The organism is Winogradskyella tangerina (assembly GCF_003260205.1).
Lineage (GTDB): Bacteria > Bacteroidota > Bacteroidia > Flavobacteriales > Flavobacteriaceae > Winogradskyella > Winogradskyella tangerina.
Genome location: NZ_QERF01000010.1, coordinates 32,171 through 46,365, shown reverse-complemented (window position 1 = coordinate 46,365; position 14,195 = coordinate 32,171). Strand labels below are relative to the sequence as shown.

The following is a 14,195-nucleotide window of genomic DNA, read 5'->3' as shown; positions in this document are numbered from 1 at the left end:
TGATTAGCGCATAAAAAAAGCCAAAACTTTCGTTTTGGCTTTTCATCTGTACTGAAGGCGGGAATTGAACTTTACGATTAGAATAAATCCAATAATACCCTATACACCTATATATAAACTTTTTATGCTATCATTGATTTCAACAAATTTAATTAAATCGTATTAAATTTCAAATTTTTTGACTAGATAATGACTAAATAATATATTTGTGTAATGGCATCTACAAAATATTATTTACAAAGCAAAAATAACTCAGCGCCAATTTACCTCCGTTTTTCCGACGGATCAAAATTCAATATAAAAAGAAAAACTGGATTAGTCATCAATCCACGTAATTGGAGTAAAAAAACAAATTACCCTATTACCAAAGACAAATCCACTAAGGAGCTTAAGTCTAAATTATTCAAGCTAGAGGGTTTTGTACTAGACGAGTACAACAATGATAATACAGTTGGTAAAATTATTGATGGACACTGGCTAGAATCTAAAATCAACTTGTTTTTTAAACGAACCAACTATGACAATCCATTCGAAACTATATTTGGAATAATTGACTACATAATTCTAACAGCTCATACAAGGAAAAATGGAAAAGGATCTGTAGGATTATCAAAGAATAGAATTAAAGCATATAAGAATCTAAAAGTCGTACTATCAAAATTTAGTCGAAATAAAAACATTTCTATAAAATCAATTGACCGTAATTATTTAAATCAACTTGTCGATTGGTTAATTCAAGATCAGAAATACAGTGTTAGTACCGCAAACAAAAAAATCAGTGATATTAAAAGTTTATGCTTTGAAGCGGAACGCCATGGTGTTACCATTAACCAACAAGTTAGACATTTTAGACGATTAAATGATCCCCGGCCTAAACTAATAATCATTTTGAACAGAAGGGAGCTTGAACAAATAGAGACCCAAAGCATTAATAACAAGAGCTTAATCAATGTTAGAAAATGGTTATTGTTTGGATGTGAAGTGGGTCAAAGATTGGATGATCTCCTTAGCATCAGTGAAAAAGACATTAAAACATCAAATAACCAAGAATTTAGAATTTTAACAATAACGCAGCGTAAGGTTAATAAAACCGTACACATTCCACTCAACCCCAAAGCTGAAGAGTTAATTAAAGATGGATTACCATATAAAATTTCCAAACAAGTTTTTAATCGACAGGTTAAAATCCTTTGCCAATTATGTGGAATTGATGAAGAATTGAAACATTATAAACGCGACGCGACAACCAAGAGAAACATTGGGGGAAGTTATAAAAAATATGAACTGATATCTGGACATGTATGTCGTCGTTCATTCGCTTCGAATTACTATGGGGAAATGCCTAACTCATTAATAATGAAGGTTACAGGCCATGTCCAAGAAAGGACATTTCTAAAATATATCGGAAAATCAGATGAAGACTTCACTAATCTTATATACAGCGAAATGCTTAAATCTCTTAAACATTAACTATGACAGCTAAAGAATTGGACCAAAAGTTAGATAACTTAGGATACGCAGCCGTGTCTAAACTAGTTGGTGTTGAACTGGACGAATATGGTAATATGAAGGATGACCCCGAGAAATTTGAATTATTATACAAAAATCCGATAAAACTTTATGACCAAATGGATAAAACCATTGTAGATGAAATAAGGCAGACATATAGAAAACTGCAAGTTCTTTCGGTAGAAGAAGATTATTTCTTTATCGGCGCCAACTACAAAACCTTGGTAAAATGCGTTTTAAGAGATATGTCTAAATATAACGACCCATTGACTGGATATGAAGACGAGGATTATCTAAAAGTAATCATCGGAAAGCTGAAACATAGTATCAAAAATGAGATTGTACACATACGTGATTTAACTCCAGACTATGAATTTGGTTGGGGCTGCGATTATTTCCTGTTTTTGCAATTAATCCCACATATAGATGCTAAAAGAAACATAAAAAAAGCAATCAAGATTCTTAAACAAGAACTTTTGAATATTGAAATCAATAAAAAGGGAAATTTCAAAGAAATTGTTACGCTTGATTACAGCTTAAGTAAGATAGAAAAATTGGGGTATTTAAAAGAAAGTGGAGTATTATCTTATTTGACAAAAAATAATAGCCCAAATACTGTTGCAAAATTGTTAATGAAGTTAATCGATTTTGACACAGATAATGTAGGTACCATTGAAAGATATATCAAGATATGCTTAAATGAACCTGACCATCAGCAGTACCCAAAAAATATTGATCAAATAAATCAATATTTTCAAAAAGTCAAATTTAAAAAGGAGTAAATCAATTCAAATTTTAGCTTAAGGATTTTATCCCTCATTTATCCCTGAAATTTTTGTACTCATAACAATAAAAAACAATAGTTATGAGCCAAATAAAAATTATCCACACCACACCTTCAGAAATCTCTTCTATTGTATCTGAAAGTGTTAAAAAGGCGCTGGAGGACTTTAAAAAAGAACTTGATAATACTGATACTAAAGATCAGCTTTTCACTCGTGAAGAAACCTGCGAATTTCTTAGTATTAATACGTCCACACTATGGAATTACACTAAAAAAGGAAAGTTGCCTTCAAAAAAAATAGGAAATCGAGTCTATTACCTTAAATCTGAAATATTAAAGGCCTTAAACACTTAGTGTATGTCAGAAAAGAAAAAAGGTGCTGAAAACAGCACCAATGATTTAGCCACAAATCAAACTGAAGATAAGAAAGAATTTTCAACATTAACCGAGATTGAACAAAATATTGATGAAATAATAATCGAAGATAGTCAAAAAGCCTTGAACCAGTTAGAATCGATCCTTCTGTCTCTCCCTTCAGAACTGCAGGAATTTATAAACGAAAATTTTAAGCATAAAAGAATACCGAAAGGTTTTATGTTTAGCTCAATTTTGTTTGCGTATAGTAATGCGTCTGGGCTTGCATTCTATACGCATGTGCTCAACTATACAAATTATGCAAATCTATATTTCGCAATAATTTCAGATAGGGGTGACACTAAATCTGAGCCGATGAATATTGCTACATTGCCGTTAAAAAAGTATGACGACAGATCTTATTACGATTTTAGATCAGATACACAAAAACTAAGAGAAAGTGTTAACAACGACTCAAATTTAGAGGTTAAAAGAAAACAACTGCTTCTTCAAAACGCTACTATAGAATCAGCGATATATAGTCATTACAACAACCCATATTCAATCGGTATTTATATAGATGAATTGATGGGATTAATTGCAAAAATGGCTGATAATAACAGTAATCAAGGTGCGGAATGGCGGGTATTTTTTTTACAGGGAAATACCAATTCTCACATAGACATTTCAAGAAAAACTACAGATAGCTTTAGAATCGAACAATCATACCCAACATTACTAGGAGCAATACAAACTGAGTTTATACCTAAACTATTCTCAAACGGCAACTTAGAAAGTGGTTTTATTGACCGTATACTCTTCACTAATAAATTAACAAAAAACACTCTATTATCTGGAGAAAACCTCAATCCAATAGTATACGAAAATTATAAGTTGGGATTAATAAACCTTCTAGATCAGAGGTTTCGACTTGAGAGGGCAAGTGAAAAGGAAAGAATAGTCTATTCGAATGAGGCAGAAAAAGAGCTTATGATTTATGCCCAAGATTTAATTTTGAGAAAAGAAAAGCTACCAAAAATTCTAAAGGCCTATACTTCAAAAATGGAAATCAATATTCACAAAATGATTTTATTGATCCATTTAATAAAAAACGCCAAAACTTCAACTTTCAACAACCCCATAAATAAACAAACAGTAAAACTATCAATCTTAATAATTGAGTTTTATTACACCAATTTCAAATTAACTCTAGAGCAAAAACCAGATAAGATTAATGAAAACGAATTCAGGAAAGAATTAATTACCAGGGCATCAAAAAATAATGTAAATAACGCTCAAACCGTAATAACATCGATTCTAAAAATAAGCAAGGGACAAGTTTCTAAACTCTTTAAAAAGTATTTATCCCCTGACGAAACAGGAAACTAACTTATAAAAACGCTCAAAACCCTTACTATTTATCGAAAAGAAAGAGTTTCCTATCTAATCAAAAAGTTTCCAAAACATTTAAAAAAGTGTACGATTGAACTTTTAAAGGAAACATAGAGTTTTTGATTAGAGGTTGCTAACCACTGTAAATAAGGGCATCTTATTGAAAAGTTTCCAGTTTCCAGTTTCCAGGGGTCCTAAGTCTAATTAGAAATGAAAAGAATTATTATTGATCTAAATTTTTCAAGCAAGAGAAATCCAAATTTGATAACACCATGTTGCGGTAAAAGAAACCGCGGATCAAGTGGGAGCCTAAAATTTGTCAATTATGTTGGTCTACCTGAACAATTTGGGTATTGCCATAGTTGTGGCAAAGCGACCTTACCTCCTGCCATTTACGAGGATGAAAACGGAAATCGTTTCAGCTATAACGAGGCATTAAGAAGGTATGAAAAACTTACTGACTTTACACCTCTAACATATCTTAAAAACCGTAAAACACAAGATGCAGCAGAACCGTCTCAAAGATTCATCAAAGAACAGACAGTTATAGATTCAACCATCATAAAGCCAGAGAATAATTTACTACTCTACCTTCGTAAAACATACGGTGACCACAAAACGAACAATGTTAAAGAAGAATACCTGATAGGAACGTACAACGATGGTGCTACAATGTTCTGGGAAATAAACAAAAATTTAAAGGTTCAAAAGTGTAAACTTTCTTACTACCAAAAGAATGGAAGAAGAACAGAAAAATTCAATCATATTTACACGAATAAAAACGGTTATTATTCTTGTCTTTTCGGTGAACACTTAATAGTTGATAGTCTGAAGGGCAAACAATTAATTGTTTTAGTTGAAAGTGAAAAAACCGCTATTGTTGGGTCCATTTTATTGCCTAGATATACCTGGTTGGCATACGGCGGCAAGAACGGACTTAACTCAGTAAAGCTAAAATGCTTAGCCGGTCATACCGTTTTAATTATTCCGGACCTTGAAAATGAGGCCGTTGACATTATGAAAAACAAAATAAATGAAATGCATAAAATACGCATAAATGCCCACCTATGGGATATGACTGCCGGTCGATCGAACGAGGAATTAAAAAAGGAAGGTCTTTATGGTAAGGATATCGAAGACTTTTTTCGAGATTTGCCTAATTTTTAAATAAATCTGACCAGTTTTTTTTCATTTCATAAAATGGTCGAGCAATTTAATACCACCATTGAAGGTTGAAAACCAAGGATTAACTAAATGCACTTCAAAACTTACCTCATTAACGCATTTAAAGGCAACTATATACAATTTACCACAAACTTATATAGTTGCAAAAAACAAGCAAGTGGGCTTCAAACGTTATTAGGTTCATCAAGAGTGCGAAAGCACTGCTTTTTACACCGACTAAAACTTTCTCTATAAAGACCATTAGTCATCCGCTAATAAAATTGTCAGCTCGCTTGCTATTTTACAAATATACCGAATTTTATTCGTCAATTATCTTCCTTTACATTTGATTAAAAACAACAAATATTTCTTAACTTTAGAGCTTCGATTAAGGCTGGATAATTTATAAAAATTAATAGCACCCCTTTTTGATAACGAAAGCACTTCCCTTAAGAGGTGCTTTCTACTCTTAATCTCTTTTTATGATGTTCACTTTTTTAAATACAAAAAGTTAGGCCGAAAACAAACCTGAAAAACGCTCTTAAGGGTAAAAAGAACATCTTTAATGCGTATTTCGAGAGTAATTTAGATATAATTCATGACTAATAGTATCACAAGTATTATGCTCACGAAATTTAAAATTTTGTTGTAATGACAGAGCTTCATAAATTAAAAACATATGATATAAATACCGTTGAATCTTTTATATTTAACGAAATTGAAGAATCCATACATATTGAGTTTAAAGCTGCTGGAGCACTCTCTAAGACAGATTCGATTAAAAAGGAAGTTTCAAAAGATGTTTCTGCATTTGCAAATTCTGATGGTGGTATAATTATTTATGGCATCGAGGAAAAGAATCATAAAGCACATAAATTTTCCTTTATAGACGGGAATGAATTCACAAAAGAATGGTTAGAACAAATCATAAGTTCTACCATTAATAGAAATATACCTGGATTAAAAATATTTCCTATTCGAAAACAAAACGAAATAAAAAAAACAATATACGTCGTCCAAATTCCTTCAAGTATTGAAGCTCCTCACATTTGCAAAGATAAAAGGTACTATAAAAGATATAATTTTGAGTCTGTGGCGATGGAGGAGTATGAAATACGTGAGCTTTACGGAAGAAGAGTTCGGTCCAAGCTAGTCTTAGATAAAACGACGCTTACTAAAACAAAAGAAAATGCAAATGAGGAAGAAATTCAATATGGAATTGAAGTGGACATTTATAATGAGGGAGAAAAAATGGAGGAAAACTATAAAGTAAATGTTTATTTTATTAATTCTCCTAAAAGTATGCGAGTTTTACAACATAAAAATAAGTCAAACAGCTTGATCAATTTCACTAGAATAGATAATAACAAATTTAAGGCAAGTGTTAATGGGTTTTCTCCAATTTATCCTAATGAATTATTGAACGTTGTGAGAATTGACTTTACCGTTCATCCAATGGACTTACCTCAAGTTTTTGATAATTTAAAATTGGAAGTTAGATTATATTACCCCAACGGTGAAGATTATTTAGAATCAAATTTAGGAAAAACAATAAAAGAATTTGAAGAGGGATAAACTATTATCCTGCGATTTTACATATTCTCAAGAGCTAATGGATTTATTTATCTTCTTTCTTTTCCTGATAATTATTTAAGAATATTACTAAAAAGAAATTAAGATTAAATCAAATTATAGACCTGAATATTTACAAACACAAGACTATCACGAATCTTAACGTTGTTCGAATGTTAAAATAATTTTGGCAAATGTCTATTAGCTAACGAAGAATAACGTATTTAATAATTTCTGATAACACCCATTGTAGCAATAGGAATTTATCTGTCAGTCTTTGGCTCTAGGTTGATCTTAACGTTAAAACAACGTAATTCTAATCTTGATTCATTTGCTTCGACAACATCTATTTTACACACAATAAACATAATAAATACATACATCATTCATTAAACATGCACTAAACAATCATATTGGGGATAATTGACTCTTTACGGACTTATTCAAAACGCTAGTGTTACGTTTAATTAGTACCATGTCATGTACAAAACCTTAATAAGGATCCCATTTTGATTGGTTTCAGCATTTATTTTGAGCGCAACAGATGTTTTTTAAACGCATAACCTACGTTAATCGTGACGTTTAAACAATATGCTTTTATGAGTAAGAAAATATAAGTTCACACTAAATGTAAATCATAACAAAATAGATATCATTTTTGTATTCTATCAGGAGAAATAAGTGTTAAATGATATCAAATACATAAGAATCATTCTAAATAATCGATAATAAGCGTATTTTAATGTTAAAATACCATAATAATGTAAAATTTAACACTGTATTGATAATAAAACCAAAAAAAATTGGTTAATTTGAAGTGGATAAAAAAACAAAAGGAATGAAATTTTATTCCATTCCTTTCGATTGAGGGTACGACCAGATTCGAACTGGCGTAAGGAACTTAGCAGGAACCCACCTAACCACTCGGACACGTACCCAACATATTGTTAAAATAAAGCCTTCTTAAATGAGGGCTTTTTTTATGTAATATCTTTCTTAATTTTGTTTTCATTTCATAATAAAGGGCACTATTCCTAGCACCCTATTTTCTTAAGTTCTTAATTCCAATCCAGGATAATGTTGCATCCCAATACGCATCAACGTTTCTGCCATGTTGTTGAAATTTCGATAATTTCTTTCAGCTAGCGTTTCGATTTCACTGACAAATTCAGCTTCTAATCTTAATGTTTTTGACTCAGTCTTCAATTTTTTTTTGGTGACCTTAGAATCTTGATTCATAGTAATTGGTTACTTTTAATAAATTAGTCTTACGCAATTTACAAAAAAATGTAATACATATTATTTATTATTTAATTATTTTGCAATTTGTATTACAAAATTATACATTTTTAACATATATTCTAAATGATCTACTCAAGAATCTTATATCCAACACCTAAGAAATTCAGTATCCTAAAAAGTGGTTGGTGAATATTAATCTATTTAACTTATATTACTAAAAATAAAAGCACGTCACAATTGAGGCGCTTTTAGTATTATATACTAGTAGTTAATCATGGATTTTAACAATAATTACTAGTCTATGAATTTAATAATAGTATAGTTATAATTGTACAGCTTTCAAAACGTATCTTTGACACATTTAGTGGATTGTAAAAGGATATCTTTTGGTTCCAAAGTGAAAATTATTAGCGCATTAATTTGATTGAGTCAATTTTATTTGAGTGAAATGAGATATATGATTTGCAAGGATCTGAAATCAACCTGAATCTTGAAGTACTTCATTTAAATAGTAGACTTCAGGATCTCAAAAATCCAAGTTAGTCTTTTACTTGCCTATGTTCCGGAGCTACAAGATTTAAACGAACTTGTATCCCTTTATCCTTAATTTCTTTTAATAAAGCTTTTCGCCTAATTAATATCTCATTTTTCTCTTTAAGAAAATCTGTTGAACTAATTTTAAATTCCATAGTATTAATTACTTATTGATTTACCTGAAATTCTATCTCATTTCAAATAATTTATATTGCAAGGATATGGTTTTTCTATTTCGCCAAGTTATATCACCATGTTATTTTTCTTGATTTCACTGAGGAGCTGCTCACGTCTTTCTAATATCGGGCTCATTTTTTTTATGTATTCTTCCTTGTTCATATTGAAATAGTTTATGATTAATGATAATTATTGTATTTAATTCTAAATAATATCCAACAAACTCAATAGGTATTTTTTAACATCTACTTTAGACCAATCAGTTTCTTCAATGAATATTCTGGCCTCGTCCTTTGCTATTTTTGCTTCTTGTTTTTTGTCTTCTATTTGTTTTCTCATTTTTGCTTCAACAAGTTTACGCGTTTTTTCATCAATTCCTTTAATTAATTGTTTACCAGGTTTCGACTCTTCTTGCTTATTACCGCAGTTATTATACTTAAACATTTCACTCATAATTGATTTATATTATATTTTTGACTAAATACTGGCTTTTTGAGCACAAAAAAAACCGTAACCATTGAATAATCAATGAATTACGGTTTTACACAGTACTGAAGGCGGGACTTGAACCCGCACGGCCATAATGGCCATTGGATTTTAAGTCCAACGTGTCTACCAATTCCACCACTTCAGCATCCAAGTTGCGGCTGCAACTTAATTGGTATATATCTTATAGAGCGAAAGACGGGATTTGAATACTGACGAAGCTTCGCTTATCAGCATTCTGACATTTCATTTTGAAATCGTCAGCACCACAATTTTCACTTTTTCAAGCAAACCTCTTAATATTAATGGAGGTCTGAAACATGAGCGAAAGACGGGATTTGAACCCGCGACCCTCACCTTGGCAAGGTGATGCTCTACCCCTGAGCTACTTTCGCGTAGTCTTATTAAAGAACTTTTCGCTGTAAAAGCGGATGCAAATTTAAACTATTTCTTAGAATTGCAAAGACTTTTTTAAAATAAATTAAAGCTAACTAAGCTTGTTTTTTCTTAATCAACATGCGCTTTATTTCATTGAGCTTCATAAGGGCTTCGACAGGGGTCAATGTATCTATATCGGTATGTAGAATTTCTTCCTTGATCTCTTCCAATAATGGGTCATCGAGATTAAAGAAACTCAACTGCATATCATCTTTTAAGGACTTCACCTTATCGGTTAATTCTTCACTCGAATGTGATTTCTCTAGTTTTGCAAGTATTTTATTGGCACGCCTTATTACTTGCTGTGGCATGCCTGCCATCTTTGCAACATGAATTCCAAAACTGTGCTCACTACCACCTTCAACCAATTTCCGAACAAATAATACATTATCCTTTAATTCTTTTACCGCAACATTGAAGTTTTTAATGCGCGAGAACGTCTCTGTCATTTCGTTCAGCTCGTGGTAATGCGTTGCAAAAAGCGTTTTTGGTCTCGCCGGATGCTCGTGTAAATACTCACTGATCGCCCAAGCAATAGAAATACCATCATAAGTACTTGTTCCACGACCGATCTCGTCTAAAAGCACCAAACTTCTATCGGAAATATTATTTAGAATAGAAGCCGTTTCATTCATTTCTACCATAAAGGTCGATTCGCCCATAGAGATATTATCGCTTGCTCCAACTCTTGTAAAAATCTTATCAACTACACCAATACGCGCAGATTCGGCAGGAACAAAACTTCCAATCTGAGCTAATAAAACAATCAAAGCTGTCTGTCTTAATATAGCAGATTTACCAGACATATTCGGGCCAGTGATCATAATGATCTGCTGCGATTCCCTATCTAAAAACACATCATTGGCTATATAAGATTCACCAAGTGGTAACTGTTTTTCGATAACCGGATGACGCCCGTCTTTGATCTCTAAATCGAAACTATCATCCATTTGTGGTAAGTTATATGAGTTTGATTTTGCTAAACTAGCAAATCCACATAGGCAATCGAGCTGCCCAATTAATTGTGCATTCTGTTGTACTTGCAAAATATACTGGTGCATCCAATGTACTAATTCCGAAAATAGCTGTTGCTCAATGGCTAATATACGCTCCTCAGCACCTAATATCTTGGCCTCATATTCCTTGAGTTCTTCCGTGATATAACGCTCCGCATTAACCAATGTTTGCTTACGGATCCATTCTTCCGGAACCTTGTCTTTATGCGTATTCCGAACTTCGATGTAATACCCGAAGACATTATTAGAAGCAATCTTCAAGGATGGAATTCCTGTACGCTCACTCTCTCGAGCTAACATAGCATCTAAATAATCCTTTCCTGATTTCGACAACCCACGAAGCTCATCTAACTCTGATGAAAATCCTTCGGCAATTGTTTGTCCTTTCAAGACATTAACAGGTGCTTCTTCATTTAAAGTTTGTTTAATTTTATCTCTAAGCAGATCACAACTGTGAAGATTTTCACCTATAATTTTCAAGGCCTCATTGTCACAACTTTCAGCCATGGATTTAATAGGCACAATGGCTTCCAAAGAGTTTTTAAGCTGAACTACCTCGCGAGGGTTCACCTTGGTGGTTGCTATCTTTGAAATTAAGCGTTCAATATCACCTATATGTTTGATTTGTCCTTGTATCTTTTGAAGGACTTCTTCATGATCTAACAAAAATTGAACAACCTCATGTCGCTGCCTGATCTTATCGATATGCTTCAGAGGTAAGGCCAACCAGCGTTTTAAGGTACGACCTCCCATTGCGGAAATGGTCTTGTCAATTACATTAATCAGCGTTACAGCATTGGCATTTGTAGAATGGTATAATTCGAGATTTCTGATAGTGAATTTATCCATCCACACATAATCGTCAGTAGCAATGCGCGAAATATTGGTTATATGTTCAAGACGGTTATGGCGCGTTTCATTTAGATAATGTAAAACCACACCAGAGGCGATAATTCCTTCATACAAATCCTCAATTCCGAAGCCTTTCAGTGTTTTTGTTTTGAAATGTTTAGTTAGAGATTCATTGGCGTAGTCTGCCTGAAAAACCCAATCCTCTAGATAAAACGTATGAAAATCATTTCCGAAGGTTTCAGAAAAATCTTTACGACATGCTTTAGAAATGAGGACCTCACTTGGATTAAAATTCTGAAGTAATTTGTCGATGTATTCCTCATCACCCTGAGAGGTTAAAAATTCACCCGTAGAGATATCTAAAAAGGAAACACCAATATATTTTTTATCAAAATGAACGGCTGCGAGGAAATTATTCGATTTCGAATTTAGAATATCATCGTTAAGTGCTACGCCAGGCGTCACCAACTCAGTTACCCCTCGTTTTACAATTTTTTTAGTCTGCTTCGGATCTTCCAACTGATCACAAATGGCCACGCGCTCACCTGCTCTAACAAGCTTTGGCAAATAGGTATTTAATGAATGGTGCGGAAACCCAGCTAATTCAGTTTCACTCTCACTACCAGCGCCACGTTTGGTTAAAATGATGTCTAATATTTTTGAGGCTTTAACGGCATCACTACCAAAGGTTTCATAAAAATCCCCTACTCTAAACAACAATAACGCATCTGGATACTTTGCTTTGATCGCATTGTATTGCTTCATTAATGGGGTTTCTTTTTTTGCTGATTTAGCCAAGAGTTTTGTTTATTTTTGCGGTAATTGTAAGGTTGCTAATATAGCTCAATAGCCTTGTTTTTTAAAGCGAAAGGACCAGAAGTTATTTACAATTACAAGGAGATTTTAACAATCTTTGTGGTCATTTAGAATGAATTAAAGCATGACGAGAACTGATACTTCGACTGTGCTAAGTATGACCTTTTAATAGAATAAGTTCCCTTCTTTTGCGGAGTAACCAAATGAACAGAAAACTAAAAAATAGTGAACTAGATCGTCTTGATGTGAACGAATTCAAGACTGCAGATAAATCTCCGATTATCATTGTCCTCGATAATATCCGAAGTTTGAATAATATCGGATCTGTTTTCAGAAGTAGTGATGCTTTTCTTGTTGAAAAAATCTACCTCTGCGGAATAACGGCACAGCCACCACATAACGATATCAGAAAAACAGCATTAGGAAGTACGGAAACTGTAGATTGGGAATACCATGATAACACCTTGGAGGTTATCCAAAAACTAAAATCGCAAAATGTAAAGATCTGCTCTATTGAGCAGGCCGAAAACGCTACAATGCTTAACGATTTTAAACCTCAACCTAATACCACTTATGCGCTAATTTTTGGCAACGAAGTTAAAGGTGTTTCTCAAGATGTGGTGAATGCAAGTGATCTGGTTATTGAAATTCCACAATATGGTACCAAGCATTCGCTTAATATTTCGGTAAGTGCTGGTGTTGTAATCTGGGATGTGTTTTCTAAACTTAAAAATTAAAAAATGAGTAAACGAACTATACTTGCCCTTTCATTTCTTATCCTTGGAATAGTGATCATATTATTTTCAATGGGGTCTTCAATTTTAACTTATGAACTTTTAGGTGTCCCTGCCGGAAATATTTTGCTATGGCTTGGTTTCATTGCCTTGCAAGTTGCCACCTATATCTCAAATGGCGGATTCAAAAAAAGTCCGTCTCGTTTAGGAAAACTAATACGATGGTTAATGATCGCCTTAATTGTAATTTCAATATTATGGTTTGGAATTTCTTATGTACTTTCTGGAAATACGGGCTTTAATTTTTCTTCGAGTGCAGTTTCATTTTTTGGCAGTCCAGAAGCTTCTATTCTGTACTGGAATATCATTTATGTCCTAGTCGTTGCGCCCATTGCTCTTTCTTTGGTGTATGTTATTTTACGTTTTATCGAGAATCGGAAATTGGGTAATTAATGTCTAAATTCAAAAAAAAGAACACATCTCCTTGGCCTACTAAAGCTGCTATGGAGCAGGTTTACGAGCAGCATCTTTGGGGTGGAGATGAACATGATTTCTATTCGGGTGAAGGCTCTCATCGCCCTGAAATTATTGAACCCTATCTAAAGGAAGTGACGTCATTTTTAAAATCTCACCAAAACAAATTGTCTGTTTGTGATCTGGGTTGTGGGGACTTCAATATCGGCCAACAGCTGCTTCCTTACACGTCAAGCTATATAGCTATTGATATTGTTAAGGATCTTATTAGTAGAAATAAAATCAAATTCAAAAATGATGATGTAGAATTTCATTGCTTGGATATTGCAAAAGATGAATTACCAAAGGCCGATTGCGCTATCATTCGGCAGGTACTGCAACATTTATCTAATACTGAAATCAAGGCCATTACTAAAAAGCTTTCAAACTATAAGTATGTTATTCTTACGGAGCATATTCCGATAGGTGATTTTATTCCGAATATCGATATCATATCAGGACAAGGTATTCGCTTGAAACATCGGAGTGGCGTTGATATTTTAGGAGCTCCCTTCAATTTTAAGGTGAAATCATCAAAGCTTCTTACCGAAGTATTATTAGGTGGAAAAAAGGGTAAAATCGCGAGCTATTTAATTGAACTTTAACAAGGCT

The 14,195-nt window shown here is 33.0% G+C and carries 12 protein-coding genes and 3 tRNA genes; 9 read left to right on the top strand and 6 right to left on the bottom strand.

Annotated elements, in window-relative coordinates; all coding sequences use genetic code 11:
* Positions 1-213: 213 nt before the first annotated feature.
* The 6 genes from DDY94_RS14175 to DDY94_RS14150 all read left to right on the top strand — a co-directional run bounded on the left by DDY94_RS14175 (position 214) and on the right by DDY94_RS14150 (position 6,778).
* Positions 214-1,470 (top strand): tyrosine-type recombinase/integrase, encoded by a 1,257-nt coding sequence (locus DDY94_RS14175; RefSeq protein ID WP_111685124.1) that lies wholly within the window; start codon positions 214-216, stop codon positions 1,468-1,470.
* A gap of 2 nt (positions 1,471-1,472) precedes the next feature.
* The gene (locus tag DDY94_RS14170) at positions 1,473-2,291 is read left to right on the top strand and encodes a hypothetical protein (RefSeq protein WP_111685122.1); all 819 of its coding nucleotides are present in this window, start codon (positions 1,473-1,475) and stop codon (positions 2,289-2,291) included.
* 83 nt (positions 2,292-2,374) lie between these two features.
* Positions 2,375-2,647: a helix-turn-helix transcriptional regulator gene (locus tag DDY94_RS14165; protein WP_111685120.1), complete on the top strand. Its 273-nt coding sequence runs from the start codon at positions 2,375-2,377 to the stop codon at positions 2,645-2,647.
* Positions 2,648-2,650: 3 nt separating this feature from the next.
* Positions 2,651-4,036 (top strand): DUF3987 domain-containing protein, encoded by a 1,386-nt coding sequence (locus DDY94_RS14160; protein ID WP_111685118.1) that lies wholly within the window; start codon positions 2,651-2,653, stop codon positions 4,034-4,036.
* A gap of 213 nt (positions 4,037-4,249) precedes the next feature.
* On the top strand, positions 4,250-5,206 hold the full coding sequence (locus DDY94_RS14155; RefSeq protein WP_111685116.1) for a DUF6371 domain-containing protein: 957 nt from the start codon (positions 4,250-4,252) through the stop codon (positions 5,204-5,206).
* A gap of 648 nt (positions 5,207-5,854) precedes the next feature.
* On the top strand, positions 5,855-6,778 hold the full coding sequence (locus DDY94_RS14150) for an AlbA family DNA-binding domain-containing protein (RefSeq protein ID WP_111685114.1): 924 nt from the start codon (positions 5,855-5,857) through the stop codon (positions 6,776-6,778).
* An 864-nt stretch (positions 6,779-7,642) separates the two neighbouring features.
* On the opposite strand, the gene DDY94_RS14145 is transcribed toward DDY94_RS14150, so the two are convergent.
* The 6 genes from DDY94_RS14145 to mutS all read right to left on the bottom strand — a co-directional run bounded on the left by DDY94_RS14145 (position 7,643) and on the right by mutS (position 12,318).
* Positions 7,643-7,713: transfer RNA gene (locus DDY94_RS14145), tRNA-Ser, on the bottom strand.
* Between the two features lie 112 nt (positions 7,714-7,825).
* Positions 7,826-8,014 (bottom strand): hypothetical protein, encoded by a 189-nt coding sequence (locus DDY94_RS14140; protein ID WP_111685112.1) that lies wholly within the window; start codon positions 8,012-8,014, stop codon positions 7,826-7,828.
* A gap of 918 nt (positions 8,015-8,932) precedes the next feature.
* Complete coding sequence (locus DDY94_RS14135; RefSeq protein ID WP_157957334.1) at positions 8,933-9,172, bottom strand: hypothetical protein; 240 nt, start codon at positions 9,170-9,172, stop codon at positions 8,933-8,935.
* 105 nt (positions 9,173-9,277) lie between these two features.
* A tRNA-Leu gene (locus DDY94_RS14130) sits at positions 9,278-9,362 on the bottom strand.
* 175 nt (positions 9,363-9,537) lie between these two features.
* Positions 9,538-9,609: transfer RNA gene (locus tag DDY94_RS14125), tRNA-Gly, on the bottom strand.
* Positions 9,610-9,705: 96 nt separating this feature from the next.
* Positions 9,706-12,318, bottom strand: coding sequence for a DNA mismatch repair protein MutS (gene mutS, locus DDY94_RS14120; RefSeq protein WP_111685109.1), 2,613 nt, complete (start codon positions 12,316-12,318; stop codon positions 9,706-9,708).
* A 221-nt stretch (positions 12,319-12,539) separates the two neighbouring features.
* Between mutS and DDY94_RS14115 the strand changes: the two genes are divergently transcribed.
* The 3 genes from DDY94_RS14115 to DDY94_RS14105 are packed head-to-tail and all read left to right on the top strand — an operon-like array spanning position 12,540 to position 14,188.
* A complete protein-coding gene (locus tag DDY94_RS14115) occupies positions 12,540-13,073 on the top strand; it encodes an RNA methyltransferase (RefSeq protein ID WP_111685107.1) in 534 nt (177 codons plus the stop codon).
* A 3-nt stretch (positions 13,074-13,076) separates the two neighbouring features.
* Entirely contained in the window at positions 13,077-13,523 is a 447-nt protein-coding gene (locus DDY94_RS14110) for a hypothetical protein (protein WP_157957333.1), read from the top strand.
* Complete coding sequence (locus tag DDY94_RS14105) at positions 13,523-14,188, top strand: class I SAM-dependent methyltransferase (RefSeq protein ID WP_111685104.1); 666 nt, start codon at positions 13,523-13,525, stop codon at positions 14,186-14,188. The genes DDY94_RS14110 and DDY94_RS14105 overlap by 1 nt, the downstream gene beginning before the upstream one ends.
* Positions 14,189-14,195 lie beyond the last annotated feature (7 nt).

What these genes read in the sequence shown, in the direction of transcription:
- DDY94_RS14105 (WP_111685104.1), top strand. Translation starts at nt 13,523, where the DNA reads ATGTCTAAATTCAAAAAAAAGAACACATCTCCTTGGCCTACTAAAGCT.
- DDY94_RS14110 (WP_157957333.1), top strand. Translation starts at nt 13,077, where the DNA reads ATGAGTAAACGAACTATACTTGCCCTTTCATTTCTTATCCTTGGAATA.
- DDY94_RS14150 (WP_111685114.1), top strand. Translation starts at nt 5,855, where the DNA reads ATGACAGAGCTTCATAAATTAAAAACATATGATATAAATACCGTTGAA.
- DDY94_RS14140 (WP_111685112.1), bottom strand. Translation starts at nt 8,014, where the DNA reads ATGAATCAAGATTCTAAGGTCACCAAAAAAAAATTGAAGACTGAGTCA.
- DDY94_RS14170 (WP_111685122.1), top strand. Translation starts at nt 1,473, where the DNA reads ATGACAGCTAAAGAATTGGACCAAAAGTTAGATAACTTAGGATACGCA.
- DDY94_RS14135 (WP_157957334.1), bottom strand. Translation starts at nt 9,172, where the DNA reads ATGTTTAAGTATAATAACTGCGGTAATAAGCAAGAAGAGTCGAAACCT.
- DDY94_RS14155 (WP_111685116.1), top strand. Translation starts at nt 4,250, where the DNA reads ATGAAAAGAATTATTATTGATCTAAATTTTTCAAGCAAGAGAAATCCA.
- DDY94_RS14115 (WP_111685107.1), top strand. Translation starts at nt 12,540, where the DNA reads ATGAACAGAAAACTAAAAAATAGTGAACTAGATCGTCTTGATGTGAAC.
- DDY94_RS14165 (WP_111685120.1), top strand. Translation starts at nt 2,375, where the DNA reads ATGAGCCAAATAAAAATTATCCACACCACACCTTCAGAAATCTCTTCT.
- DDY94_RS14175 (WP_111685124.1), top strand. Translation starts at nt 214, where the DNA reads ATGGCATCTACAAAATATTATTTACAAAGCAAAAATAACTCAGCGCCA.
- DDY94_RS14160 (WP_111685118.1), top strand. Translation starts at nt 2,651, where the DNA reads ATGTCAGAAAAGAAAAAAGGTGCTGAAAACAGCACCAATGATTTAGCC.